This window comes from Azotobacter chroococcum, assembly GCF_004339665.1.
GTDB classification, from domain to species: Bacteria; Pseudomonadota; Gammaproteobacteria; order Pseudomonadales; family Pseudomonadaceae; genus Azotobacter; species Azotobacter chroococcum.
In genome coordinates this window covers 274,747-300,394 of the sequence record NZ_SMMU01000002.1, presented here as the reverse complement: position 1 = coordinate 300,394, position 25,648 = coordinate 274,747, and the positions used below count along the sequence as shown (strand labels likewise).

General features: G+C 67.6%; 28 protein-coding genes. 18 read left to right on the top strand and 10 right to left on the bottom strand.

Annotation, left to right across the window (positions count from 1 at the left end; all coding sequences use genetic code 11):
- Nucleotide 1 precedes the first annotated feature (1 nt).
- Nucleotides 2–718 (bottom strand): LrgB family protein, encoded by a 717-nt coding sequence (locus EV691_RS03625; RefSeq protein WP_039805921.1) that lies wholly within the window; start codon nt 716–718, stop codon nt 2–4.
- Nucleotides 715–1,077 carry a CidA/LrgA family protein gene (locus tag EV691_RS03620; protein WP_089169204.1) on the bottom strand — a complete coding sequence of 121 codons (363 nt, stop codon included), beginning with the start codon at nt 1,075–1,077 and terminating at the stop codon, nt 715–717. Before EV691_RS03620 ends, EV691_RS03625 begins: the two co-directional genes overlap by 4 nt.
- 277 nt (nt 1,078–1,354) lie before the next feature.
- Here EV691_RS03620 and EV691_RS03615 point away from each other — a divergent pair, with 277 nt between their 5' ends.
- Nucleotides 1,355–1,996, top strand: a complete 642-nt coding sequence (locus EV691_RS03615) for a Rossmann-fold NAD(P)-binding domain-containing protein (protein ID WP_131254930.1) — start codon at nt 1,355–1,357, stop codon at nt 1,994–1,996.
- A gap of 7 nt (nt 1,997–2,003) precedes the next feature.
- Here EV691_RS03615 and EV691_RS03610 read toward each other — a convergent pair whose 3' ends face one another.
- Both EV691_RS03610 and ftsH read right to left on the bottom strand, forming a co-directional pair.
- Nucleotides 2,004–2,183, bottom strand: a complete 180-nt coding sequence (locus tag EV691_RS03610) for an oxidoreductase-like domain-containing protein (RefSeq protein WP_242672561.1) — start codon at nt 2,181–2,183, stop codon at nt 2,004–2,006.
- Complete coding sequence (gene ftsH / locus EV691_RS03605) at nt 2,180–4,030, bottom strand: ATP-dependent zinc metalloprotease FtsH (protein ID WP_131298826.1); 1,851 nt, start codon at nt 4,028–4,030, stop codon at nt 2,180–2,182. The genes EV691_RS03610 and ftsH overlap by 4 nt, the downstream gene beginning before the upstream one ends.
- Before the next feature lie 234 nt (nt 4,031–4,264).
- Between ftsH and EV691_RS03600 the strand changes: the two genes are divergently transcribed.
- The gene (locus EV691_RS03600) at nt 4,265–5,830 is read left to right on the top strand and encodes a sensor domain-containing diguanylate cyclase (RefSeq protein ID WP_131298827.1); all 1,566 of its coding nucleotides are present in this window, start codon (nt 4,265–4,267) and stop codon (nt 5,828–5,830) included.
- Nucleotides 5,831–5,843: 13 nt separating this feature from the next.
- Here the strand turns inward: EV691_RS03600 and EV691_RS03595 are convergent, their stop codons facing one another.
- The 5 genes from EV691_RS03595 to EV691_RS03575 form a co-directional block, all read right to left on the bottom strand.
- Entirely contained in the window at nt 5,844–6,140 is a 297-nt protein-coding gene (locus EV691_RS03595) for a YceK/YidQ family lipoprotein (protein WP_131299018.1), read from the bottom strand.
- 115 nt (nt 6,141–6,255) lie between these two features.
- Nucleotides 6,256–6,888, bottom strand: a complete 633-nt coding sequence (locus EV691_RS03590) for a protein kinase domain-containing protein (RefSeq protein WP_131298828.1) — start codon at nt 6,886–6,888, stop codon at nt 6,256–6,258.
- A 441-nt stretch (nt 6,889–7,329) separates the two neighbouring features.
- Entirely contained in the window at nt 7,330–7,962 is a 633-nt protein-coding gene (ubiX, locus tag EV691_RS03585) for a flavin prenyltransferase UbiX (protein WP_131298829.1), read from the bottom strand.
- Between the two features lie 2 nt (nt 7,963–7,964).
- Nucleotides 7,965–9,317: a UDP-N-acetylmuramate:L-alanyl-gamma-D-glutamyl-meso-diaminopimelate ligase gene (mpl, locus tag EV691_RS03580; RefSeq protein WP_131298830.1), complete on the bottom strand. Its 1,353-nt coding sequence runs from the start codon at nt 9,315–9,317 to the stop codon at nt 7,965–7,967.
- Between the two features lie 95 nt (nt 9,318–9,412).
- A complete protein-coding gene (locus EV691_RS03575; protein WP_207390219.1) occupies nt 9,413–11,323 on the bottom strand; it encodes a sigma-54-dependent Fis family transcriptional regulator in 1,911 nt (636 codons plus the stop codon).
- A gap of 312 nt (nt 11,324–11,635) precedes the next feature.
- Here EV691_RS03575 and exaC point away from each other — a divergent pair, with 312 nt between their 5' ends.
- The 10 genes from exaC to EV691_RS03520 all read left to right on the top strand — a co-directional run bounded on the left by exaC (nt 11,636) and on the right by EV691_RS03520 (nt 20,879).
- Nucleotides 11,636–13,156 (top strand): acetaldehyde dehydrogenase ExaC, encoded by a 1,521-nt coding sequence (gene exaC / locus EV691_RS03570; RefSeq protein WP_131298831.1) that lies wholly within the window; start codon nt 11,636–11,638, stop codon nt 13,154–13,156.
- 213 nt (nt 13,157–13,369) lie between these two features.
- Nucleotides 13,370–14,518: an L-threonine dehydrogenase gene (gene yiaY / locus EV691_RS03560; RefSeq protein WP_089169211.1), complete on the top strand. Its 1,149-nt coding sequence runs from the start codon at nt 13,370–13,372 to the stop codon at nt 14,516–14,518.
- Between the two features lie 210 nt (nt 14,519–14,728).
- Entirely contained in the window at nt 14,729–15,757 is a 1,029-nt protein-coding gene (gene adhP, locus EV691_RS03555; protein ID WP_131298832.1) for an alcohol dehydrogenase AdhP, read from the top strand.
- Nucleotides 15,758–15,845: 88 nt separating this feature from the next.
- On the top strand, nt 15,846–16,676 hold the full coding sequence (locus EV691_RS03550) for a M90 family metallopeptidase (protein WP_131298833.1): 831 nt from the start codon (nt 15,846–15,848) through the stop codon (nt 16,674–16,676).
- Nucleotides 16,677–16,752: 76 nt separating this feature from the next.
- The gene (gene ppa, locus EV691_RS03545; RefSeq protein WP_039805937.1) at nt 16,753–17,280 is read left to right on the top strand and encodes an inorganic diphosphatase; all 528 of its coding nucleotides are present in this window, start codon (nt 16,753–16,755) and stop codon (nt 17,278–17,280) included.
- Nucleotides 17,281–17,484: 204 nt separating this feature from the next.
- Entirely contained in the window at nt 17,485–18,720 is a 1,236-nt protein-coding gene (locus tag EV691_RS03540; protein WP_131298834.1) for a tyrosine-type recombinase/integrase, read from the top strand.
- A gap of 102 nt (nt 18,721–18,822) precedes the next feature.
- Nucleotides 18,823–19,503 (top strand): hypothetical protein, encoded by a 681-nt coding sequence (locus EV691_RS03535; protein ID WP_131298835.1) that lies wholly within the window; start codon nt 18,823–18,825, stop codon nt 19,501–19,503.
- Between the two features lie 116 nt (nt 19,504–19,619).
- The gene (locus EV691_RS03530; protein ID WP_131298836.1) at nt 19,620–19,826 is read left to right on the top strand and encodes a helix-turn-helix transcriptional regulator; all 207 of its coding nucleotides are present in this window, start codon (nt 19,620–19,622) and stop codon (nt 19,824–19,826) included.
- Nucleotide 19,827: 1 nt separating this feature from the next.
- Nucleotides 19,828–20,211, top strand: coding sequence for a hypothetical protein (locus EV691_RS03525; RefSeq protein ID WP_131298837.1), 384 nt, complete (start codon nt 19,828–19,830; stop codon nt 20,209–20,211).
- Nucleotides 20,208–20,879, top strand: coding sequence for a Rha family transcriptional regulator (locus tag EV691_RS03520; protein ID WP_131298838.1), 672 nt, complete (start codon nt 20,208–20,210; stop codon nt 20,877–20,879). Before EV691_RS03525 ends, EV691_RS03520 begins: the two co-directional genes overlap by 4 nt.
- A gap of 100 nt (nt 20,880–20,979) precedes the next feature.
- Here the strand turns inward: EV691_RS03520 and EV691_RS03515 are convergent, their stop codons facing one another.
- Nucleotides 20,980–21,219: a BrnA antitoxin family protein gene (locus tag EV691_RS03515; protein WP_207390211.1), complete on the bottom strand. Its 240-nt coding sequence runs from the start codon at nt 21,217–21,219 to the stop codon at nt 20,980–20,982.
- A 392-nt stretch (nt 21,220–21,611) separates the two neighbouring features.
- Between EV691_RS03515 and EV691_RS23260 the strand changes: the two genes are divergently transcribed.
- The 6 genes from EV691_RS23260 (at nt 21,612) to EV691_RS03495 (ending at nt 25,549) form a co-directional block, all read left to right on the top strand.
- A complete protein-coding gene (locus tag EV691_RS23260; RefSeq protein ID WP_165496561.1) occupies nt 21,612–21,785 on the top strand; it encodes a hypothetical protein in 174 nt (57 codons plus the stop codon).
- Nucleotides 21,782–21,964, top strand: coding sequence for a hypothetical protein (locus EV691_RS23255; protein ID WP_165496562.1), 183 nt, complete (start codon nt 21,782–21,784; stop codon nt 21,962–21,964). The genes EV691_RS23260 and EV691_RS23255 overlap by 4 nt, the downstream gene beginning before the upstream one ends.
- Complete coding sequence (locus tag EV691_RS03510; RefSeq protein ID WP_131298839.1) at nt 21,961–22,257, top strand: hypothetical protein; 297 nt, start codon at nt 21,961–21,963, stop codon at nt 22,255–22,257. The genes EV691_RS23255 and EV691_RS03510 overlap by 4 nt, the downstream gene beginning before the upstream one ends.
- Nucleotides 22,254–22,628, top strand: coding sequence for a hypothetical protein (locus tag EV691_RS03505; RefSeq protein WP_131298840.1), 375 nt, complete (start codon nt 22,254–22,256; stop codon nt 22,626–22,628). The genes EV691_RS03510 and EV691_RS03505 overlap by 4 nt, the downstream gene beginning before the upstream one ends.
- A gap of 204 nt (nt 22,629–22,832) precedes the next feature.
- Complete coding sequence (locus EV691_RS03500; protein WP_131299020.1) at nt 22,833–23,723, top strand: toprim domain-containing protein; 891 nt, start codon at nt 22,833–22,835, stop codon at nt 23,721–23,723.
- Nucleotides 23,720–25,549, top strand: a complete 1,830-nt coding sequence (locus EV691_RS03495; protein ID WP_131298841.1) for a DUF927 domain-containing protein — start codon at nt 23,720–23,722, stop codon at nt 25,547–25,549. Before EV691_RS03500 ends, EV691_RS03495 begins: the two co-directional genes overlap by 4 nt.
- The last annotated feature ends 99 nt before the right edge of the window (nt 25,550–25,648 follow it).

The following is a 25,648-nucleotide window of genomic DNA, read 5'->3' as shown; positions in this document are numbered from 1 at the left end:
CTCAGACGACCATGGCCACGCTCAGGGGCAGCAGGATCGCGGTGCACACCCCCATCAGACTCATCCCCAGGGCGGCGAAGGCGCCGCACTCCTCGCCCTCCTGCAGCGCCCGCGAGGTGCCCACCGCATGGGAGGTCAGGCCCAGGGCGATGCCCAGCGCGGCCGGATGGCGCACCCCGCAGCGGCGCAGCAGCGCGGGACCGAACACCGCGCCGAGGATGCCGGTGATGAGCACGAACACAGCCGCCAGGCCGGCCACCCCGCCGATCTGCTCGGACACCAGCATGGCGATCGGCGAGGTGACCGACTTCGGCGCCAGGGTCATCAGCATCAGCCGCTCGGTGCCGAACAGCCAGGCCAGCCCGATGCCCAGCAGGGTGGTGAACAGGCCGCCGACCAGCAGGGTCGCCACCACCGGCCAGAACAGCAGGCGAATCCGCTTCAGGTTGAGAAACAGCGGCACGGCCAGCGCCACCGTGGCCGGGCCGAGGAACACCGTGAGAATCCTCGCGCCGTCGCGATAGGCGGCGTAATCCACCCCGCAGAGCAGCAGCACGCCGATCACCAGCAGCATCGACACCAGCACCGGCTGCAGGAACACCCAGCGGGTCTTCTCGTAGGCGGCCACCGCCAGCTGGTAGGCACCGAGGGTGATGCCGAAGGCGAACAACGGATGCTGCACCAGCGCCTGCCAGGCCCCCTGCCAGTCGAAGCTCATGCCTCCTCCTCCCGACGCGCCTGGCGCTCGATCAGCCGCTGCATCAGCCAGCCGACGAAGGCCAGCGACACCAGCAGGGACAGCAGCAGCGCCCCGGCGATGGCCCAGAAGTCGGCGGCGATGGCATCGACATAGGCCATCAGCCCCACCGCCGGCGGCACCAGCAGCAGCGGCAGATAGCGCAGCAGCGTGGTGGCCGCCTCCTGGACCGGCGCGCTCACCTCGCCGCGCCAGACCAGATAGACGAATAGCAGCAGCAGGCCGATGATCGGCCCCGGCAGCATGGGCAGGCAGAGCGCCTGGATGGCCGTGCCAAGCAACTGGAACAGCACCAGCCAGGTGAGGCCTCGCAACAACATATGAACCTCCGCGGTCGAGCCGCCTGCCTGAAAAAACCCCAATGCCAGGGCGCGCGCCGGGACAGACGGACGGGAAAGGGCCCATTATAGGCAGGCACAGCGGCTCGCCATAAAGCGCGACAGCCTACCCGACCGGCTGGCAAAGGCCAGCGGGCAGGAACAAGGGCTTTGGGCCACACTACAACTCATAACAACAAGCGAAACGGTAGTACTGGCCGCTGCACGGAGCGCACTTGCGCCAGCCGACCGCTCGATCACCTTGCGCGAGGATCGCCCCATGTACCTGACGCCTCAGCACATCCTGCTCGCCGGCGCCACCGGCCTGGCCGGCGAGCACCTGCTCGATCGCCTGCTTACCGAACCGACCATCGCCCGGGTGCTGGCCCCCACCCGCCAGGCGCTGGCCGAGCATCCGCGCCTGGAAAACCCCCAGGGCCCGCTGGCCGACCTGCTGCCACGCCTGAGCGGGCCGCTCGACACCGCCTTCTGCTGCCTCGGCAGCAGCGCCGAACAGGCCGGCAGCCAGGAAGCCTTCCGCGCCATCGACCACGATCTGGTCCTGGCCTTCGGCCGCCGCGCCCGCGAGCTGGGCGCCCGCCACCTGCTGGTGATCAGCGCGCAGTGCGCCGACCCGCACTCGTCGCGCCTCTATTGCCGGGTCAAGGGTGAAATGGAGGAAGGCCTCAAGGCCCAGGACTGGCCGCAGCTGACCCTCGCCCGGCCGACCCAGCTGCTCGGCCCGCGCCGCGAACTGCGCCTGCTCGACCAGCTGAGCGACCCGCTGCTGCGCCTGACCCCCAGCCACTACCGCGCCATCGACCCCTGCACCCTGGCCCGCGCCCTCTGGCGCCTGGCCCTGGAGGAAGAGGACGGGGTACGCGTCGTCGAGGCGGAGGAGCTGCACCGACTGGGGCGCTAAAGACTCGCTACTTCACCGCATCCTGGGGCTGACGCGCCTGCCACTCGGCCAGTGCCCGGGCGTATTCGGCGCGGGCCTCGTGGTATTGCTCCCAGACACAGGCCTCGCCACAGCCATCCTCGCAGCACTCGCCCTCCTGGGGCGGCTCGGGCGGCAGCGGGCGGGAGTCGTCGTGTTCTTCGCTCATTGTGGCGTCGCTCCGGATGATTCGACGGGACTCCCCTGCGCCTCCCCGACCAGGGCGGACAGCTGCTCGGCATCGAGGGTTTCCTCCTCCAGCAGGCGCCGGGCGCTGCGCTCGAGCAGTTCGCGGCGCTCCTCGAGCAGGGCCACGGTGCGCTGGAAGGCGCGCTCGACGATCGCCTGCACCTCGGCGTCGATGGCGGTCGCGGTGGTCTCGCCGTATTCGTGGCGGGCCGGCAGGCCGTACAGCTGCTCGACGCCCAGGTAGCTGTGCTGCTCGCGCTCCAGGGTGACATGACCGAGGCGTTCCGACATGCCGTAGCGGGTGACCATGGCGCGGGCGATGTCGGTGACCTTGGCCAGGTCGTCGGCGGCGCCGGTGGAGAAGTGGGAGTAGATGACCCACTCGGCGGCACGGCCGCCGAGCAGCACCGCCATCTTGTTCTCCAGTTCCTCGCGGGTCATCAGGAAGCGGTCCTCGGTGGGCCGCTGGATGGTGTAGCCGAGCGCGCCCATGCCGCGCGGGATGATCGACACCTTGTGCACCACGTCCATCCCCGGCAGAGCCATGGCCACCAGCGCATGGCCCATCTCGTGGTGGGCGACGATCTCCCGCTCCTTCGGGTTGAGCAGGCGGTTGCGCTTTTCCAGGCCGGCGACGATGCGCTCCACGGCGGCGGTGAAATCGTCCATGCTCACCGCCTCGGCACGCCGGCGGGTGGCGAGCAGGGCCGCCTCGTTGACCAGGTTGGCCAGGTCGGCACCGGTGAAGCCGGGGGTCAGCGCGGCGATCTGCTGCGGATCGACGTCGGCCGCCAGCTGCGCCCGCTTCAGGTGTACCTGGAGGATCTGCACGCGCCCGGCCTTGTCCGGCCGGTCGACCAGCACCTGGCGGTCGAAGCGGCCGGCACGCAGCAGCGCCGGATCGAGGATTTCCGGACGGTTGGTGGCGGCCAGCAGGACCAGCCCGGTGGAGGTGTCGAAGCCGTCCAGCTCCACCAGCAGCTGGTTGAGGGTCTGCTCCTTCTCGTCGTGCCCGCCGCCCAGCGGGCCGACGCCGCGGGCGCGGCCGAGAGCGTCCAGCTCGTCGATGAAAATGATCGCCGGGGCCTGCGCCCGCGCCTGCTCGAACAGATCGCGAACCCTTGCTGCGCCGACGCCGACGAACATCTCGACGAACTCGGAACCGGAGATCGAGAAGAACGGCACCTTCGCCTCGCCGGCCACCGCCCGCGCCAGCAGGGTCTTGCCGGTGCCCGGCGGGCCGACCAGCAGCACGCCCTTGGGCATGCGCCCGCCGAGGCGGCCGTAGGTCTTCGGGTCCTTGAGGAAGTCGACGATCTCCTTGAGCTCGTCCTTGGCCTCGTCGACCCCGGCCACGTCGGCGAAGGTCACCTTCATGTCGGTCTCGACGTAGACCTTCGCCTTGCTCTTGCCGATCTGCATCATGCCGCCGCCGAGGCCGCCGCCGATACGCTTGAGCAGGAACAGCCAGAGGCTGAAGAAGATCAGCGCCGGCAGGGTCCAGGACAGCAGGTCGCGCAGCAGGGTGCTCTCGATCTTGCCGGCGTAGCGCACCGGGTACTGCTGCAGGTGCTCGGCCAGCCGCGGCTCGATGCGGGTGGCGGCGAAGCGGGTCTGGCCGCCGGGCAGCGGCTCCTTGAGCGTGCCCTCGATCTGCCGCTCGGTGATCGCCAGCTCCTCGACCCTGCCCTCCTTCAGGTACTGCTCGAACTCGCTGTAGGGAATTTGCGCCACCTGCTGCTGCTCGGTCAGCAGGCTCTGGATGAGCACGAACCCCAGCACGGCGATGAACCAGTAGCCGATATGAAACTGCGCCTGTTGCTTCACTATGCCTCCGATGAATATCCGCCCGCCTCCCGCGAGCCTCGCCCGCGCATTATCTGCGCAGCGGGCGGAAAGCGGGCAAGCCGGACGACGCCTCTGACCTTTGCATTATGGCCCGAGCCGATAACGGCCATATGCTATGAAGCCGGCGGCATGGCAGGGACTCCATGACGCGTCCAGGAATCGATGCCCGCCCCGCACGGAAGGGGGACGGCCCGTCCCTTGCCAGACATGTCCATGCGTATCCACACCCGGCTCGACCTCCGCCGCCTGATTCTCCTGCTCAGCCTGGCAGTCGCCCTGTTCAGCTTCTTCAACAGCTTCCACGCCAGCTACCAGACCCAGCGCGACCTGCTGATCCGCCACACCCTGGAGGCCAACCGCGTCTACGCCGCCAAGCTACGCCAGAGCGCCGAACAGTTGCTCGGCAGCATGCACCAGCAGCTGGCCTACAGCGCCGGCCTGCTGGTGGAGCGGATGAGCCAGCCGGAACGGCTGGCCGACGAAACCGAGCGCCTGATCCGCCAGAACCGCCACTTCAATTCGGCCTTCGTGGTCCGTCATGATGGCAAAGTGATGGCAGCCTCGCCCGAGAGCCTCGGTCTGCTCGGCCAGATGCTCGACAGCGCAGGCGCGCGCGAGGCACTGGACAAGCGCCGCCCGCTGATCAGCGATCCCTATGTCAGCGCCACGAACAGGCTGGTGGTCTTCATTTCGCAGCCGATCTTCGCCGATGACGGCAGCTACCAGGGCTATATCGGCGGCAGCCTCTACCTGCAGCACGAGAACATCCTGCACACCCTGCTCGGCGAGCACTTCTATCAGGACGGCACCTATCTCTACGTGGTCGACCGCAATCGCCGGCTGATCTACCACCAGGATCAGGGGCGGGTTGGCGAGATCGCCACCGGCAACCCGGTGGTCGAGCGGCTGATCCGCGGCGAGGAAGGCACCCTGGCCCTAACCAACTCCCGCGGCATCGAGACGCTCGCCGGCTTCGCGCCGGTGACAGCGAGCGGCTGGGACATCGTCGCCCAGCGGCCCCTGGAACTCGCCCTGGAGGAGCTCGACGGCCTGATGCTGAATATCCTGCGCCTGTCCCTGCCGATGCTGCTGCTGTCGCTGGCCGGTATCTGGTGGTTGTCGCACCTGATCTCGCGGCCACTCTGGCAACTGGCCAGAAGCGCCCAGCACTGGGATACCGAGGAAGCCCCGGAACAGGTACGACGCCTCCATGCCTGGTACTTCGAGGCCGACCAGCTCAAGCGCGCGATACTCGCCAGCCTGGCGCTGCTCCACCAACGCCTCGGCAAGCTCAGCCAGGAAAGTCTCACCGATCCGCTGACCGGCCTGGGCAATCGCCGCTGCCTGCAGGCCCAGCTGGAACGGTGGCAGCAGCAACGGCAGCCCTTCGCAGCCATCGCCCTCGACATCGACCATTTCAAGCAGGTCAACGACAACCACGGCCACGAATTCGGCGACCGCGTGCTGCAGCATCTCGCCCAGCAGATGAGCGACTGCTCGCGCGCCAGCGACCTGCTCTGCCGCAGCGGCGGCGAGGAATTCGTCATGCTCCTGCCGGGCGCCAGCCTGGAGGCCGCCCGCCAGGTCGCCGAGCGGGTCCGCACCCAGATGGGCAACACCTGCTGCGCCGACTGCCCGAGCGTCACCCTCTCGGCCGGCGTGGCGCACTGGCCGGACAGCGCCGCCAGCGTCGCCAGCGTCGAGGAGGTTCTCAAGCGCGCCGATGCCGCCCTCTACCAGGCCAAGCACGCCGGGCGGAACCGGGTGGAGATGGCCTGAGCATCCGTCAAGCTCAGAGGCCGCCGGACACGTTCAGCGCCACCCCCAGTTCGGCGGCCAGGGTGAAGGGCAGGAACAGGGTGTCGAGCAGAACGCTGGCCGGCAGGTCGACGGCAGGATACCGCGGCGGCTCGGCGCCGAAGCGGTCGAGCGGGCAGCAGCCGCCGTGCATCGCGTACCAGTCTAGACGGGTACCGGAGTAGACGAGCGGCGTGTCGGGCTTGCCGGCATTCAGGGTGCGAAAGGTGGCGCAGCCGGCGAGCAGCTCCAGCGAAACCAGCAGGACTCCCGCAGCGACTCGACGAGACATGCGCGGGAGAGTTGTCGAAGCCAATGGCCATTGCTCCAGGTGGATGGCTGCCATGCAGGACGCTCCGCCTGCAGCCACATGGATTGTAGAGCACGGCTCCGCCCCCGGCGCATGCCTATCTGCGGCCGAACAGTCGGAGAATCTGCTGCTTCCAGACGTACTGCACCGCTTTCAACCACTTGCGCCCGCTCATTATCTTGAGTTCCTTCTCGGTGAGCGGCTGGTTCAATAGCTTCTTCTTGATCTTGAGAGCGCTGGCAAGATCGAGGCAGCGCAGCCGCGTCTTGAGAAAGCGCAACGGCCTTGGAATGACGATGGCCGAGGCGAAATCGACGATGAAAATCCCGCCCTGCCGGTCCACAAGGATGTTCGCCCCGCGCAGATCGTTGTGAATGATATCGTTGCGGTGCAGCATGTTGATCGCCTTCAGGATGTCGTGAAACCTGATCCGGGCTCCGTTCCTGACCGACTCCCTGACGTTTTTCCCGTCAATGTACTCCATCGTGAAGCTGAACTTGTCGTCCACCCTGACGAGATCCGGGCAGCACGGGAGATCCCTGACCCGCCGCAGAAGCTTGGTCTCTCTCCCGATGATGAAACTGGCTATGGGCGATAACAGGGTGTTCCTGTATCTGCTGTAGTCCTTTCTGACGACCATCCGGTCCTCAAAGGGAGTCACGACAACTTCTGCCTTGAACAGGCCCTTTCCCTTCTGAATTGACGCCTCTTCGCTGTGCATATTGGTCATGGGGAAAACTTCGGCTGAGATTCGCGACAAGATTCCTTGAGGAAACCCTGAAAAAACCCCCTTCCACCCCAAAGGCACGCGCGGAAAGCCGCTCGCTCACGGAGTTGGCTGTTTATAGGTCTTATAAGTCGCGAAAACAGGCTTTTTCAGATCCTCCCTGACCCGCCGAAATCTTAACAAATTTTTCACATTCACCGGCAAACCAATGGCTAATTGCTCTCCCGAAAGCCACGACGGCGCGACGGGAACTATGCAAAACGGCTCTTGAAGGGGTGATTTTGGCGGCAAATGGGCCGTTCCGCGCATCCACGGACACAATCCTCCGGCGACGCGGCACGCCGGCGAACCGGCCGGGGGCGTTGTCGATATGGCGTGGTTATCGCGGGGTACGGTGCAGAAAGTGCCAGGCTACAGGCCGGCGGCCCGGGGCAGGGCCACAGGCTATTCCTCGCCGCTGGCCCGATAGTGCTCGCCCCAGCGCGGCAGCATGTCCTGGGGGATCTCCAGCAGGTTGAGGATGCGCGCCACCACGAAGTCGACCAGGTCGTCGAGGCTCTGCGGCTGGTGGTAGAAGCCCGGCGAGGCCGGCAGGATGATCGCGCCGAGGTTCGACAGCTTGAGCATGTTCTCCAGGTGGATGGTCGAGTACGGCGCCTCGCGCGGCACCAGGATCAGTTGGCGGCGCTCCTTGAGGGCCACGTCGGCGGCACGCTCGATCAGGTTGTTGCAGGCACCCGTGGCGATCGCCGACAGGCTGCCGGTGGAACAGGGCACCACCACCATGGCGCTCGGTGCACTGGAGCCGGAGGCCGGCGGCGCCAGCCAGTCCTCCTGGCCGAACACGCGGATCTGCCCCGGCGCCGCGCCGGTGTACTCGCTGAGGAAGGCCTGCATGGCCTGCGGCTTGGCCGGCAGGGTGACGTCGGTCTCGGTGGCGATCACCAGCTGCGCGGCCTTGGAGATCAGGAAATGCACCTCGCGCTCCTCCTGCACCAGGCAGTCGAGCAGGCGCAGGCCGTACTGGGCGCCGGAGGCGCCGGTCATCGCCAGGGTGACGCGTTGCGGTCCGGCCATGCTCAGTCCTCCAGGGCCTTGGCCAGCTTGCCGTGCAGGCCGCCGAAACCGCCGTTGCTCATGATCACCACCTGGGTGCCGGGCGCCGCCTGGCTCGCGACCCGCGCGATGATCGCCTCCAGCGAGTCGCAGACCACCGCCGGCACCGGGCAGGCGGCGGCGGTCGCAGCCAGGTCCCAGCCGAGGTTCGGCGGTGCGTACCAGACCACCTGGTCGGCCTGGGCCACCGACTCCGGCAGGCCGTCGCGGTGGGCGCCAAGCTTCATGGAGTTGGAGCGCGGCTCGATCACCGCGATGATCGGCGCCTCGCCGACCCGCTTGCGCAGCCCGTCGAGGGTGGTGGCGATGGCCGTCGGGTGGTGGGCGAAGTCGTCGTAGATCGTCACGCCCCTCACCTCGGCGACCTTCTCCATCCGCCGCTTGACGCTCAGGAACGAGCCCAGCGCGGCGATGCCCTGCTCCGCCACCACGCCCACATGGCGCGCTGCGGCCAGGGCGGCCAGCGCGTTGGCGACGTTGTGCCGCCCCGTCAGCTCCCAGTCGACCACGCCCTGCAGGGCACCCTCGAACAGCACCTCGAAGCGCGAGCCGTCCTCGGCCAAGAGGCGCGCCTGCCACTGGCCGCCTTCCCCGGTGGTCTGCACCGGCGTCCAGCGGCCCATGGCCAGCACCCGCTCGATGGCCTGCTCGGTGGTCGGGTGGATGATCAGCCCCTGGCTGGGAATGGTCCGCACCAGGTGGTGGAACTGCCGCTCGATCGCCGCGAGGTCCGGAAAGATGTCCGCGTGGTCGAACTCCAGGTTGTTGAGGATGGCGGTCCGCGGCCGGTAATGGACGAACTTCGAGCGCTTGTCGAAGAAGGCGCTGTCGTATTCGTCGGCCTCGACCACGAAGAACGGCGTGCCGCCCAGGCGCGCCGAGACGGCGAAGTTCTGCGGCACCCCGCCGATCAGGAAACCCGGGCTCATCCCGGCGTGCTCCAGCACCCAGGCCAGCATGCTGCTGGTGGTGGTCTTGCCGTGGGTGCCGGCCGCCGCCAGCACCCAGCGGCCCTGCAGCACATGGTCGGCCAGCCACTGCGGACCGGAAACATAGGGCAGGCCCTGGTTCAGCACATGCTCCACCGCCGGGTTGCCGCGCGACAGGGCATTGCCGATCACCACCAGGTCCGGCGCGGGCTGCAGATGCTCGGCAGAGTAGCCCTGCAGGAGCTCGATGCCCTGGGCCTCCAGCTGGGTGCTCATGGGCGGGTAGACGTTGGCGTCGGAGCCGGTGACGCGATGGCCCAGCTCCTTCGCCAGGACGGCCAGCGAGCCCATGAAGGTGCCGCAGATGCCGAGTATGTGGATGTGCATGAATGAATCCTGGCCTGAAAAGCGATGCGCGGCAGGTTAGCACAGCGCCCGGCGCCGCAGCAGGCGGCCGGGCGCTGCGGCGAAGCCTGTCTCAGTCAGTCGCCTTCGCGGCGGATGCCGTGGCGCTGCAGCTTGCGGTAGAGGGTGTTGCGGCTGATCCCGAGCTGCTCGGCGGTACGGCTCACGTGCCAGTGATTGGTCTCGAGGGTAGCCAGCAGGGCGTCACGCTCGGCCTGCTCCAGCAGGCCGCTGGCCTCCAGCGGCACCGGCGCCGGCAGCACCGGGGCCAGGCGCAACTCCGCCGGCAGGTCGGCCAGACGGATCAGGCCGTCCTCGCAGAGCGCCGCCTGGGCGCGCAGCACGCTGCGCAGCTGGCGCACGTTGCCCGGCCAGGCATAGCCGAGCAGGGCCTGGCGCGCCGCCGGCTCGAGGCGGATCGCCTCGCCGCGCGCCTCGCGCTCGAGCAGGTGGTCGATCAGCTCGCCCTTGTCGGTCCGCTCGCGCAGCGGCGGCAGGGTCACCGCCAGACCGTCCAGACGGTAGAACAGGTCCTCGCGGAACAGCCCGGCGGCGACCCGCTCACGCAGGTCGCGGTGGGTGGCGCTGATCACCCGCACGTCCACCGGCTCCGGCTCGCCGCCGATCGGCACCACCTGGCGCTCGTCGAGCACGCGCAGCAGGCGGGTCTGCAGGGCCAGCGGCATGTCGCCGATCTCGTCGAGGAACAGCGTGCCGCCGTCGGCCTGCTGCAGCTTGCCGCGCATGCCTTCCTTGCGCGCGCCGGTGAAGCTGCCGCCGCGGTAGCCGAACAGCTCGCTCTCGATCAGGTTCTCCGGGATCGCCGCGCAGTTCAGCGCGACGAACGGCCGCTCGGCGCGGCGGCCGGCCTGGTGCACGGCCTTGGCGAAGGCCTCCTTGCCGGAGCCGGTCTCGCCGTGCAGCAACAGCGGCACGTCGCGCTCGACCACCCGCAGCGCACGGCGGAAGGCCTGCTGCAGGTTGGGATCGCCCAGGCAGATGCTCGCCGGCACCGCGGGCACCACGGTGCCCTCCAGCGGCACCGCGCTTACCGGACGGCGCGGCCGCCCGCGCAGCAGGGCAAAGAGCATCCGCCCGTCCTGGGTGCGCAGCGGCCAACTGGCGTTCGGCTGCTCGCTGGCCAGCGCCAGCAGGTCGTCTAGGCGGCTGGCGAAGAGGGCCTCGACCGACTGGCCGAGCAGCTCGCGGCGGCTGCCGCCGAGCAAGTTGATGGCGGTCTGGTTGACCGCCAGCACCCGCCCCTCGCCGTCGAAGGCCAGCAGCCCCTCGCTGAACAGCCCGACGTATTCGGCCTGCAGATGGAAGCGCAGCAGCCACTCGTTCTCGAAGCGGCGCAGGAAATAGCAGCTTTCGATCACCTTGGCCGAAAGGTTGACCAGCGCCATGGTGTGGAACTGGCTCTGCCGCGACACGTTGCCCTGCAGCGAGGACACGTCGAGCACCGCGAGCAGTTCGCCGTGCGGATCGAACACCGGGCTGGCCGAGCAGGTCAGCCCGGTGTGGCAGCTGCGGAAGTGCTCCTCCTGCTGGATGGTCAGCGGCTGGCGCTCGACCAGGCAGGTGCCGATGCCGTTGGTGCCCTCGCAGGCCTCGCTCCAGTCGGCGCCCAGCCACAGCCCGGCGTGCTCGAAGGTCGACTGTTCGGCGGCGGCGCTGACGCGGTTGAGGATCACCCCGCGGGCGTCGGTCAGCAGCACCGCATGGGCGCTGCCGGCCAGCTGCAGGTGAAGGCTGTTCATCTCGCCGCTGGCGATCTCCAGCACCTGCTGCAGGCGTTCGCGGCGCTCCAGCAGATGGGCGTGCTCCAGCACGCTGGTCGTCAGCGGCAGCGACGGGTCCAGCCGGTGCTGCTCCAGGCAGCGCAGCCAGGAACGGGCGATGGAGGGATCGTTGGCCGGTCCGATGGCCCTTCCCTCGGCCAGGGTCCGCACCTGTTGGGCGTGGCGCAGCATGCGGTTCGCTTGCATTGTCATTGTTGTCTCCGCGTTGATCGGCGGGCAGCTCCCGTAGTGACCGCACAGCATCGTCCAGCCGTGGCGGCTTTGCAATGGCGTCACGTCCGGACTCGAGTGTCACTGTCAAGCTTGCGGGACAAAATGTCACGCCCCTGTTCCAGTCATGCCACAGAACACCCCGGCGCAGGCCCGGCAAAGCGCGGCAAATCCGCGCAGCTACTGGGGTTCCAGCGACTTGGCCCGCCCCTTGCTATATCTCTTTGCAGACGTGCTCTTGCGCACTCCCCAGAAAATCCAAGAACCACAAGAATCAGGAGACTCTCCATGCGGTATGCCCATCCTGGCAGTGAAGGCGCCATCGTTTCCTACAAGGTCCGCTACGGCAACTATATCGGCGGCCAGTTCGTACCCCCGGTGAAAGGTCAGTACTTCACCAACAGCTCGCCGGTCACCGGCGAAGAATTCGCCGAATTCCCCCGCTCCACCGCCGAGGATATCGAGAAGGCCCTGGATGCCGCCCACGCCGCCGCCGGCGCCTGGGGCCGCACTTCTGTACAGGAACGCGCCGCCGTCCTGCTGAAGATCGCCGACCGCATCGAGCAGAACCTGGAAGTGCTGGCCGTCACCGAAACCTGGGACAACGGCAAGCCGGTCCGCGAGACCCTGAACGCCGACGTGCCGCTGTCCGCCGACCACTTCCGCTACTACGCCGGCTGCATCCGCGCCCAGGAAGGCAGCGCCGGCGAGATCAACGAGAACACCGTTGCCTACCACTTCCACGAGCCGCTGGGCGTGGTCGGCCAGATCATCCCGTGGAACTTCCCGCTGCTGATGGCCGCCTGGAAGCTGGCCCCGGCCCTGGCCGCCGGCAACTGCATCGTGCTGAAACCCGCCGAGCAGACCCCGCTGTCGATCACCGTGCTGGTCGAACTGATCGGCGACCTGCTGCCGCCGGGCGTGCTGAACGTCGTCCAGGGCTTCGGCCGCGAGGCCGGCGAGGCGCTGGCGACCAGCAAGCGCATCGCCAAGATCGCCTTCACCGGCTCCACCCCGGTGGGCGCGCACATCCTCAAGTGCGCCGCCGAAAACATCATCCCGAGCACCGTCGAGCTGGGCGGCAAGTCGCCGAACATCTTCTTCGAGGACATCATGCAGGCCGAGCCGGCCTTCATCGAGAAGGCCGCCGAAGGCCTGGTGCTGGCCTTCTTCAACCAGGGCGAGGTGTGCACCTGCCCGTCGCGCGCGCTGATCCAGGAATCCATCTACGACGACTTCATGAAGGTCGTGATGAAGAAGGTCAGCCAGATCAAGCGCGGCCATCCGCTGGACACCGACACCATGGTCGGCGCCCAGGCCTCCAGCCAGCAGTTCGAGAAGATCCTCTCCTACCTGGAGATCGCCCGCAGCGAGGGCGCCGAAGTCCTCACCGGCGGCGCCGCCGAGCGCCTGGAAGGCAGCCTGGCAAGCGGCTACTACATCCAGCCGACCCTGCTCAAGGGCCACAACAAGATGCGCGTGTTCCAGGAGGAGATCTTCGGCCCGGTGGTCGGCGTCACCACCTTCAAGACCGAAGCCGAGGCCCTGGCGATTGCCAACGACACCGAGTTCGGCCTGGGCGCCGGCGTCTGGACCCGCGACATCAACCGCGCCTACCGCATGGGCCGCGGCATCCAGGCCGGCCGCGTGTGGACCAACTGCTACCACCTGTATCCGGCGCACGCCGCCTTCGGTGGCTACAAGAAGTCCGGCGTCGGCCGCGAAACCCACAAGATGATGCTCGACCACTACCAGCAGACCAAGAACCTGCTGGTCAGCTACGACATCAACCCGCTGGGCTTCTTCTGATGCACGTCCCCTGCCCTTCGCGGGCCGGGGACGGGATTGAATCGAGACGGTCAGGGCGAACCCTCGCCCGAATCACGGTAAAGCCTGGCCGACGGACGTACCTTCCCGCCGGTACCCGCGTGCGCGACCCGCGCGGGCACAGGGAAGGTCCACCGCGGCCGCCAGGTGTGCAAGGTCGCCTAAAAACAAGATAACAACAGAGAGGAAATCCTCATGAGCAGCACCTTCTTCATCCCTGCAGTGAACATGATGGGCATCGGCAGCCTCGACGAGGCCATGGGCGCAATCAAGAACCACGGTTTCCGCAAGGCGCTGATCGTCACCGACGCCGGCCTGGCGAAAGCCGGCGTAGCCGACAGGGTTTCCCAGTTGCTGGCCCAGCAGGATATCGACTCCGTTCTCTACGACGGCGCCAAGCCGAACCCCACCGTCAGCAACGTCGAGAACGGCCTGACCCTGCTCAAGAGCAGCGGCTGCGACTTCGTCATCTCCCTGGGCGGCGGCTCGCCCCACGACTGCGCCAAGGGCATCGCCCTGTGCGCCGCCAACGGCGGGCACATCAGCGAGTACGAGGGCGTCGATCGCTCGGCCCGCCCGCAGCTGCCGCTGGTTGCCATCAACACCACCGCCGGCACCGCCAGCGAGATGACCCGCTTCTGCATCATCACCGACGAAACCCGTCACGTGAAAATGGCCATCGTCGACCGCAACGTCACCCCGCTGCTGTCGGTCAACGACCCCTCGCTGATGGCCGCCATGCCCAAGGGCCTGACCGCCGCCACCGGCATGGACGCCCTGACCCACGCGGTCGAAGCCTACGTCTCCACCGCCGCCACGCCGATCACCGACGCCTGCGCCCTGAAGGCCGTCGAGCTGATCTCCGCCAACCTGCGCAACGCAGTGGCCAACGGCAGCGACATGACCGCCCGCGAGAACATGGCCTATGCCCAGTTCCTCGCCGGCATGGCCTTCAACAACGCCTCCCTCGGCTATGTGCATGCCATGGCGCACCAGCTGGGCGGCTTCTACGACCTGCCCCACGGCGTCTGCAACGCGGTTCTGCTGCCGCACGTGGAAAGCTTCAACGCCAGCGTCTGTCCGGATCGCCTGCGCGACGTCGCCAAGTCCATGGGCGTCGACGTCCAGGGCATGAGCGCCGAGCAGGGTGCCCAGGCCGCCCTCGCGGCGATCCGCACCCTGTCCAAGGACATCGGCATCCCGGGCGGCCTCGGCGAGCTGGGTGCCAAGGCCGACGACATTCCGGTCCTGGCGGCCAACGCCCTGAAGGACGCCTGCGGCCTGACCAACCCGCGCCCGGCCGACCAGCAGCAGATCGAGGAAATCTTCCGCAACGCCTTCTAAGGCGGCGGATCGCCCGGGCCGGCCGCCCCGCTCCGGCCGGCCCGGGCTCCTCCGGATTCACCGTCACTGTGCCCCCCCGCCACGGTCACCCCTCTGGTGGCGGGGGGCAACTTTTTCGCCCCCTCCGCACTCCGTCCGCTGCCCTGGCGAGCCAGTCCGATCCGGCATTTACTGATTGGGTCACCCATCCGTTCCACGAGGGCCGCCACCATGGCCAAGACGATGAAGGCTGCCGTTGTCGTCGAGTTCGGCAAGCCGCTGGAGATTCGCGAAGTACCGGTGCCCACCCCCGGCCCCGGGCAACTGCTGGTGAAGATCGCCGCCTGCGGCGTCTGCCACACCGACCTGCACGCCGCCGAAGGCGACTGGCCGGTCAAACCCAATCCCCCCTTCATTCCCGGCCACGAAGGCGTCGGCCAGGTGGTCGCCGTGGGCGCCGGCGTCAGCCACATCAAGGAAGGCGACCGGGTCGGCATTCCCTGGCTGCACTCCGCCTGCGGCCACTGCGAGCACTGCCTGGGCGGCTGGGAAACCCTCTGCCACGCGCAGAGCAACACCGGCTACTCGGTGAACGGCGGCTTCGCCGAATACGCCCTGGCCGAGGCAGAATACGCCGGCCGCCTGCCGGACAACGCCGACTTCATCGAGATCGCCCCCATCCTCTGCGCCGGGGTGACCGTCTACAAGGGCCTGAAGATGACCGACACCCGTCCCGGCCAGTGGGTGGCGATCTCCGGCGTCGGCGGCCTCGGCCACATGGCCGTGCAGTACGCCCGGGCCATGGGCCTGAACGTCGCCGCCGTGGACGTCGACGACGCCAAGCTGGAGTTCGCCCGGCGGCTTGGCGCCAGCCTCACCGTCAATGCCCGCCAGCAGGACCCGGCGGCCTTCCTGCAGCAGGAAATCGGCGGCATGCACGGCGTGCTGGTCACCGCCGTCTCGCCGAAGGCCTTCGAGCAGGCCCTGGGCATGACCCGCCGCGGCGGCACCGTCGCCCTCAACGGCCTGCCGCCCGGCGAGTTCAGCCTGTCGATCTTCGACATGGTGCTCAACGGCACCACGGTGCGCGGCTCCATCGTCGGCACCCGCCTGGACCTGCAGGAAGCGCTGGACTTCGCCGGCCAGGGCAAGGTGCGGGCCACGGTCGCCAGCGAGCCTTTGGAAAACATCAACGACATCTTCGCCCGCATGCACAAGGGGCAGATCGAAGGCCGCATCGTCCTCGACCTCGCTGCCTGAACCTCCGGCCTGCGCCAGCCGGCGCAGGCCTTGCTCCTGGATCACGGCGCCCTTAAGGTGAGCCCTCCGTGTTCTGGAGCCTCTGCCGATGTGGTCCTTCCGCGCCTGGCGCCGCCGGCGCATCCTCGCCCGCTTCCCGGTCGATGCCGAACTCTGGCGCCAGGTCCTGGGCAGCCTGCCGATCCTCGACGGCCTGAGCGCCGAGGAGACCGAGCGGCTGCGCGAGCGCTGCGTGCTCTTCCTGCACGCCAAGCGGCTCACCGCGCTGCCGGGGGTCGAGCTGGATGGCTTCGCCCGCCTGCGCCTGGCCGCCCAGGCCGAGCTGCCGCTGCTCAACCTGCCGGAGTTCGACTGGTATCGGGGCTTCCACGAACTGGTGCTGTACCCCGACGACTTCCTCAGCCCGCAGAAGCACCGCGACGCCACCGGGGTGGTCCACGAATGGGACGCCGAGCGCAGCGGCGAGGCCTGGCACCAGGGGCCGGTGATCCTCGCCTGGCCGGGCATCGCGGCCAGCGGCGAGTGGGACGGCTACAACCTGGCGATCCACGAGCTGGCGCACAAGCTGGACATGCTCAACGGCGAGGCCAACGGCCTGCCGCCGCTGCACGCCGACATGCGCGTGCAGGACTGGGCCGCCGCCCTGCAGGCCGCCTACGACGACCTCGACGCCCGCCTGGAGGCCGACCCGGACGCCGAGACGCCGATCGATCCCTACGCCGCCGAGGACCCGGCGGAATTCTTCGCAGTGACCAGCGAGTACTTCTTCAGCGCCCCCGACCTGCTCGTCGAGGCCTACCCGGCGGTCTATGACCAATTGGCGACCTTCTACCGCCAGGACCCGCTGGCACGATTGCGCCGCCTGCAGGTCGAAGATCCCCAGTACCGCGCGACGGCCGAGCCTGCAACCAAGGGCTGAGCCGGCCGTCATGGCAAGCGCACGGAAATCTACCTATAATCCCGGCCACTTTTTGGCCTTCCCTGAGAGTCAATCCATGAGCTACAGCAAGATCCCCGCGGGCAAAGACCTGCCGAACGACATCTACGTCGCGATCGAGATCCCGGCCAATCACGCGCCCATCAAGTACGAGATCGACAAGGACAGCGACTGCCTGTTCGTCGACCGCTTCATGGCGACTCCGATGTTCTACCCGGCCAACTACGGCTACATCCCCAACACCCTGGCCGACGACGGCGACCCGCTGGACGTGCTGGTGGTGACCCCCTACCCGGTCGCCCCCGGTTCGGTGATCCGCGCCCGTCCGGTCGGCGTGCTGCACATGACCGACGAAGGCGGCGGCGATGCCAAGCTGATCGCCGTACCGCACGACAAGCTGACCGTCCTCTACCAGGACGTGAAGGAATACACCGACCTGCCGGCACTGCTGCTGGAGCAGATCAAGCACTTCTTCGAGAACTACAAGGACCTCGAAAAGGGCAAGTGGGTGAAAGTGGAAAGCTGGGGCGACGCCGAAGCGGCTCGCGCCGAGATTCTCAAGGCGGTCGCGGCTTACCAGAAGTAAGCCAGCCTCCCCTTGGAAAAGCCGGCCACAAGCCGGCTTTTTTCATTTCCGCAGTAATTCGAGCATTTCCGCGAACCCTAGCTAGCATGCGGGTTTCAGCCTATCATCCGTCCGTAATCGTCCGTTCGTCACTGTCGCTTTCCGCGAAAAAGTGGGGGAACAAATGGGGGAACAGAATTTGTTCCCCCACCAACGGAGTGGAGCATGGGCAAGCTGAATCCGAAGCAAGTCGAGAACCTGACGGAGCCGGGCACCTATGAAGACGGTGCCGGCCTGCGCCTGATCGTGAAGGCCACCGGACGCAAGTCATGGGTGTTGCGTTTCCAGATCAACGGTCAGCGCCGGGAGATGGGTTTGGGGAGCTTCCCCGAGGTGAGTTTGAAGGCCGCCCGCCTGGCCGCCGGGGATCAACGCAAGCTGTTGGCTGCCGGCACCGATCCGATGGCCGCCCGCGATGCCGAGCGCGAGCGCCAGCGGGAAGCGCAGCGCATCAAGGAGGCGCGCAAGGTCACATTCGATGCGCTGGCGACCGAGTATTGGGAGGCGCATGGTTCGTCCTGGTCGGAGAAGTGGCGGGCCGGCTGGCTGCGAAAGCTGGAGCTGTATGCCTTTCCAGTCATCGGCAGGATGCCGACCAGCGACATCGAAACGGAACACGTCCTGCGCGTGCTGCGCCCCATCTGGACGGAGAAGACCCGCACCGCCGATGAGGTGCGTGGGCAGATCGAGCAGGTATTGGACGCAGCCAAGGCCCGCCGTCTGCGCGATGGTGACAACCCGGCCCGCTGGCGTGGGCACCTGGCAAACCTGCTGGGCAAGACCGAGAAGCGGAAGGCCCGCCAGCGCCAGCACTTCCCGGCGATGAAATGGCAGGACGTGCCGGCGCTCATGGCCACGATTGCCGGGATCGACGGACACGCCGCCGCAGCGGCCCGCCTGCTGATCCTGACCGGCGCCCGATCGCACATGGTCCGCTTCGCCCAGTGGTCGGAGTTCGACATAGGGGACGGCGTCTGGTCGCTGCCTGCCGAGCGGATGAAGATGCGCCAGGCATTCGCCATTCCCCTGGCTCCCGAAGTGGTCGAGCTGCTGGAGAGCATTCCGCGAATCGACGACAGCCCCTACCTGTTCCCCGGCCAAGGCAAGTCCGGCGTCATGCACGCCAACGCCGTCCGCAATCTGTTGCACGGCCTCGGGCACGAGAGCATCACCCGGCACGGCTTCCGGTCGAGCTTCCGCGACTGGGCAAACGAGCGCACCCACTACCCGCGGGAGGTCTGCGAGCTGGCGCTCGCCCACGATGAGCGCGACCAGACCGAGGGCGCCTATTCACGGTCCGACTTCATCGAGAAGCGCCGCGCCCTGATGGCCGACTGGGCGAAGTTCATCACCGCGCCGCCGGCGGAAAACGTCATTCAAGGCGACTTCAAACGCGCCTAATCGAGTTACCGGCTGACCTAGGGTCGCCCCCGAAAAGCGGACTTCCCACCCGCCTGACCAGCCGATCTATTCAAGAAGTGGGGCGCCTGGGAGGGCGTGCTGATGAGCGAACAAAATCTATGGTCCTGGCTCGGCTCTGCGAGGGAGCGGCTGGGCGTTCTCAAGTATCGACATGGGAAGCCAGTGCCCGAGGGATCCAGCCCTATTGGGGAAAAAGCGGAAGCACTCATCGTCAGCCTGGATCAACTCAAGACGGCCTGCCCTAAAGCCCCTGCGCTGTCAGAGCTTGAAAGCGCCCTGCATGGCTATCTTGCTGCCTCAATCGAAGAGCTGACGAATGTCACCGGCGCAATGCTCGACCACAGAGACAAGGCGGTCACCATGAAACAACGGGCAGAGGAGGCGGAAGCACAGGTTGCGCTCCTGCTCAGCCAGGCTGTAACGGAAGGCGGTGACACCGACTATCGAGCAATGCAAGAGCGCGCAGAGCAAGCCGAACGCCGCGCGAGATACCTCGAGCAGCAGCTTTCAGCGCAAGCCGATCAGCAGAGCCCCCAACAGCCTCCGGCTGCCGGCCTGGTATTCCCCTACGCCACCAAGCAACTGGAGGCCATGCGTGACGCCGCCATAGAGTTTTGGCATCAGCATGACCGCAGCACTCCTATGCCGTACGGCATACAAAAGCGGGTTCAAATATTCCTCGCGGAGCGCACCGGGGAGAGCTCGCGGAAGCTCGAAGAGCTGGCCAAGGCCATCAAGCCGGACGATCTGCCGAAAGCATGACGGCAGAGGGTGACAGTATGTCATGACACTATGTCACCCCTAGCTGACACCCCACTCACCCCGCATACCTTGCCCATCGTCCGCCCCGCACCGGGGCATGCCTAGAGGTAACGACGATGGCCAAAGCCGTTCAACAACCCCGCTGTATCTGGCGCCTGCCGACCGTGAAGGCCCGCACCGGCCTGGGGCGCACCACGATTTACGATCTGATGAAGGATGGCCGCTTTCCGAAGAACCGGCGCATCGCTGGCGCCCATGCGGTCGGCTGGGATTCGCTGGAGGTAGAGGCGTGGATCGCCGAGCAGCTTGGCAAGGTGGCCTGAAATGAAAAAGGCGACCCGTCCCGAAGAACAAAGCCGCCTGCTGCAAGGCCAGTCTATCACCGCCAGCGCCAGCCCCGATGTGCTGTTTGCCAAGGCGCCGACCAAAATCGCCCGTGTGCTGGCCTACCTGCTGGCGCCGTGCAACTCGCTGAACCGCTTCGAGGCCGAACTCCTGGGCGATCACTGCCTGAACTCGACCATTGCCAAGCTGACGCACAGCTACGGCCTGGAGTTCCAGCGCCAGCCGGAGAAGGTGCCCAACCGCTGGGGCGCCCCCTGCGACGTGACCCGCTACAGCCTGCCGGAGAGCCAGCACCAGCGCGCCCGTGCAGTGCTGGCGCTGCTGAGCAAGCCGGCCAAGGGCCGTAAGGAGGCAGCCGCATGAGCAACGCCATTACCCTGGTCCAGTTCAAGGGCGAAGCGCGGGCGGATAGCCGTCTGCTGGCCAAGCAGTTGGGCAACCAGCACAAGAACTCCATGGACCTGATCGAGCGCTATGCCGCCAAGTTCAAGCGCTTCGGCCATCTTCCGTTTCAAACGGAGGTTGGTAAGCGGGTTCAAGGCGGCGGCAAGGCCGAGCGCTATGCCCTGCTGAACGAGGACCAGTGCTACTTCCTGCTGTCACTGTCGCGGAATACCGACATCGTGGTGGATTTGAAGGCAGACCTGATCGCTGCCTTCCGCGAGGCCCGCGACCGCTCCAACGTGACGGACGCGCAGTACCTGCCGCTCTATCACGCCATGCACGACGAGGTGGCCGCCCTGGCCCAGCGCGCCAAGGAGCGCGGCAGCGACACCCCGGAGCGCATGTTTCACATCAACGCCAACAAGGCGCTGAACGCCGTCATGGGGATTGCCAGCGGCGAGCGCGACACGCTGACCATCGAGCAGCGGCTGTTGCTGACGACGCTTCAGGCGGTCTGGCGGAATCACCTGCATGCCAGCCTTGAGCGCGGCGACGATCACCGCAAGGCATTCGGCAAGGCGAAGGCCGCGGTACTGGCCTACATGACAGGCGCAGGAGCTCTGCTGCTGGGAGGGCGCGCAGCATGATCGCCTCCAATGAAAAACGCGGGGCCACGGCAGATCGCCGCCCCCGCGTTGCTGGCCCGATGCGGACGGCCAGCGGATGCCCTCCTGTCGGAGCCGAGAGCTACATCAGCGTCCTGGCTGGCGAGTTCATCCGCAACCAGTCGGCCAGGGCGGCATCCATCCGGGCCTGCCAGCCGTCGCCCGTGGCGCGGAAGGCCTCCACCAGCTCGGGTGGTAGCCGAACGGTGACGGAAACCTTGCCATCTGGTGGTAGCTCTACCGCCTCGCCGGCCTCCATCTGCCGCACGGACTCCACCAAGGCCTGTACAGAGTTCAGCAGATCGGTTTGGAACCGCTCCATTACCTTCTCCATGCTCGATCACCTCTTTCTGGTGGTTCATACTGAAAGGAATGACACGGCCAAACGGCATATGCAACAACCGGTTGGCTATGGGCCCGATAGCCTGAAACCGGGTGTTGCACGTGCCAGCAACCGGCACTATTCTGTGCCCGTCACGGTAAATCCCGTGGCCGACCTTGGCCGGTCGAACTACCTAAGGCGCACAAGCGCCCACCATCCGAACGCAGGCGCTTTTTTTGTGCCCGCAGTTTCGTGTTATGGCGGCTGTGCGTGGGACACCTTCGGGTGTGCCGGTTTCCTTGGGTACCGGTCGGCCAACCCGCGTACAGCCGTCGCCATTCCTTGCTTGGCCGCAAGCGGTGACGGCTCCACTACCCAAGGAGCTGTACCCCATGAAGCACGACCCCGCCCTCAATCCGTCCGCACTCCGGCAACGCGCCAGCGCCCACCGCGCTATGGCCATGGCCGCCCTCCGTGCGAACTCCTCCCTGTCCGTCCGTCTCTCCCGCTACAACGACCACATGGCCAAGGCCCGCGCCCTGGAAGCGCAGGAGGTGGCCCTGTGATCGCCGTCCAACTGATCGACAGCACCGGCCGCGTGCTGGGCAACATGCGCCTTCCGGCCGGTGTGCGTCTGTCCGACCTGGAACAGCTGGCGCTCGCCGCCGGCCACCAGTCCCTGCCCGAGCACATCGAGGACCGCACCACCACCAAGGCCCCGGAAGCAGTGGAGGTGATCCAGTGAGCCAGCGCACTACCCACACCGCCGTCAACGCCGTGGCCGTCGCCGACGAAGCCCTGGAGCTGCTGGAGTCCACCCGCGAGCAGCTCGACACACTGGCCTCCCTGCTGCGCGCCATCTACCGGGCAACGCCTGGCGTGCTCGCCACCCTGAGCAGCCCCAGCCGCAGCGGAGCGCTCGACACCCAGTATCTCGCCGGCCTGGGCGAGCAGGCCGCGGTGGACTGGTCCGAGTACCTGGAGCAGCAGACTGAGCAACTGAAAAGCCAGCTCGACGCCGCAGGGGGTGCCCAATGACGCCCATCTGGAACAACCTCACACGCGCCATTACCACCCGCGCCGGCCTGAGCTTCACCGGCTACACCGCCGACGAGGATCCGCGCTTCATCAACTGGGCGCCCGCCCGGGTGCCGCCCCAGCCCAACCAGTGGAACATCGAGCACCGCCTCGGCGAGTCCCTGCTCGAGGAGGTGCGCACCCTGCACGCCGTTGACGAGGTGGAGGCCTTCGAGGCGATCCAGTTCGCCCTGATGTCCCCCTACTGGAAGACCGGTGGCGCTGGCGCCGAGTGCGGCTTTGCCACGGGCCTTGCTGCGCTGGCCGTAGTCGGCATGCGAGCCCTGCGAGCGGGCGCCGAGCCCTTCGACCCCGAAGCCTTCGAGGACTGACCCATGCGTGATTTTCAACGCTGCCAGCCGGCGGCGACGGGATCGGCTTGCCCGCAGAAAGGCCCGGTCCTGCAACTGACCCCGCACCACCTGGAGCTGATCCGCGCCGCGCAGCAGGCGCTCCACCGCGCCACCGACCAGACCAGCAGCACCGCCGAGCGTGGCGCTGGTCGCTCGCCTGGAGAGCCTCGAGGAGGACCGTCTATGAGTCTCGATTGCGTGACTGCCTTCCGTGACGCCCTGCAAGGCGCCTTCGGCCCGCTGGAGTGGCTGCCCGAGCCTGATGCCCAGCTCCACCGCTTCCACGTCCCCGGCGACCGCAGCGGCAGCTGCAACGGCTGGTATGTGCTGTTCCCGGACGGGCTGGCCGCTGGCGCCTTCGGCAGCTGGAAGGCTGGCGCGGTCCACCACTGGAGCAGCCGCCAGCCCACCGACCCGCAGGAAGCCGAGCAGGTGCGCCAGCGCATCGAGCAGGCCCGGCGCCAGCGAGAGGCCGAGCAGCGCCGCCGCTGGGCGGCTGCCGAAAGCTGGGCCGCCCGCTGCTGGCAGGGAGCCCGCCGCGCCGAAGCCGGCCACCCGTACCTGGTCGCCAAGGGTGTGAAGCCCCACGGCCTGCGCCAGCGCGGCGGCGAGCTGCTGGTGCCGCTGTTCCATGCCGCCCGGCTGGTGAACCTGCAACGCATCGCCCCGGACGGCAGCAAGCGCTTCCTGTCCGGAGGGCGGGTGACGGGTTGCTACTCCACGCTCGGCCAGGTCGAGGCCGGGCAGCCGCTGTACCTCTGCGAGGGCTGGGCCACCGGAGCGACGCTCCACGAGCACAGCGGCGCCGCCGTGGCCGTAGCCCTGAACGCCGGCAACCTGCTGGCGGTCGGGCAGCACCTGCGCCGCCGCTACTCGGAGGCCGTGCTGATCGTGGCCGGCGACGACGACCGCCAGACCGAGGCCGAGGGCAAGGGCAACCCTGGCCGGGACGCCGCCAACCGCGCCGCCGTGGCGCTGGGCTGTGACGTGGTGTTCCCGTCTTGGCCCGCCGGGGCGCCGCTCAACCTCTCCGACTTCAACGACCTGCGCCAGTGGCAGGAGGTATCCGCATGAGTGACGACAAGACCGTTGTTCCGTTTGTTCGCCAACCACCGGCCATCAAGCCGGAGCGGCCCTGCTTTGGCGTCTATCAGGGGTGGGTACAGAACGAGAAGGGCGCCAGGCTCAAGCCGGGTGTCTACTGGCACAGCTACCAGCGCACCAAGGATGACGATGGGGACGCGCCAGGCGACGACCGGGACCGCCCCGTGCGCGACGACTGGATCGCCACGCCGGTGCTCGTCGAGGCCCGCACCCTCAACAGCGACGACGGCACCGAAGGCCGTCTGTTGCGCCTGGCGACGCATGGCGGGGACAAGGAGTGGACCATGCCCATGGAGATGCTGGGCGGCAGCGGCGAGGAAATCCGCCGTGCCCTGTTCGCCATGGGGGCGGTGATCGCCCCGCGCCAGCGTCCCCGCTTCCTGGAGTACCTGCTAGACCAGCAGCCCGGCCAGACTATTGCCACCACCAGCCGGCCCGGCTGGCATGCATCCGGGGTGTTCGTCCTGCCCCACCGCACCATCGGCGGCGAGGGGGTGCGCTTCCAGTCGTCGGGGCGTGCGCCGGACCTGTTCCGGGTGCGTGGCGAGCTGGCGCAGTGGCAGGCTCTGGTGGGCGCCCGTTGCGTGGGCAATCCGGTGCTGACCCTGGCCGTGGGCTGCGCGCTGGCCGGGCCGCTGCTGAACCTGGTCAAGGTGAATGGCGGCGGGGTCCATCTGGTCGGCGACAGCTCCAAGGGCAAGTCGCTGGCGCAACTGGTCGGCGCCTCGGTGTGGGGCGATCCGGGGCCGGCGGGCTTCGGCGCCTCCTGGTGCATGACCAAGAACGGGCTGGAGATCGAGGCCGCCTCGCGCAACGACACCCTGCTGTCGCTGGACGAGATCAAGCGCGCCAACCCCAAGGATATTCAGGAGATGGCCTACTCGCTGGCCAACGGGTGCGGCAAGGGCACCATGAACCGCGAGCGGGAAGGCCGCGCCAAGCTCAGTTGGACCCTCCTCACCCTCTCCAGCGGCGAGCGATCGCTCTCCGAGCATGCCGCGCTGTCGGGCGATCCGGCCCACGCTGGCGCCGAACTGCGCATGGTGGACGTGAACGCCGGCACCCGGACGCACGGTGCCTTCGACGACTGCCACGGCCTGGACGGAGCGGGCTTTCACCGGCTCATGACAGGCGCCGTGGGGGAGCACTACGGGCACCTTGGCCCGGCCTTCGTCGAGAAGCTGATCGCCGGCAACGACCGTGACGGGCTGCTGGAGGCGTTCGCCAAGGTACGCGCCCACTTCCAATCCGACAGCGCGCAGGCCGGACGGGTGGCGGATCGCTTCGCCGTCGTCGCCCTGGCCGGCGAGATGGCCATCGCCTACGGCCTGTTGCCCTGGACGGTGGGCAACAGCCTGGCCGACAGCCTGTTGCTCTATCGCGAGTGGCTGGAGCGGGTGGGCAGCGGCAGTGCCGAGGATCGGCAGATTCTGGCCAGCCTCGCCCGCTTCATCGAGCGCCATGGCGACAGCCGCTTCTCCGACGTGCATGCCGGCGAGACGGACAACCGGGTCACCAATCGGGCCGGCTACTGGGAGGACGAGCCGAACCGCCGGCTGTTCCTGTTCAACACGTCCGGCTTGCAGGAAGCCGCCCATGGCTTCGGGCTGGCGCGCATCGTCACCGCACTGGACACGGCAGGCGCCATCGCCAAGCGCGATATCGAGAAGGACCGCACGCGCAACACCAAGAAGTACCGGCTACCCGGAGGCGGCTCCCCGAAAGGGCTGTACGTCATCGACCCCGAGCGGCTGGAAATGGCGGGCGCCGACGACAACAAACACACAGGAACCTAGAAATCCGGGGAACGTGGGGAACAGGGGAACAAGAGGGCGAAAGCCCAGCAATGACGCGGCTTTCGTCTGTTCCCCAAGAGAGAGAGGGATGGGGAACGG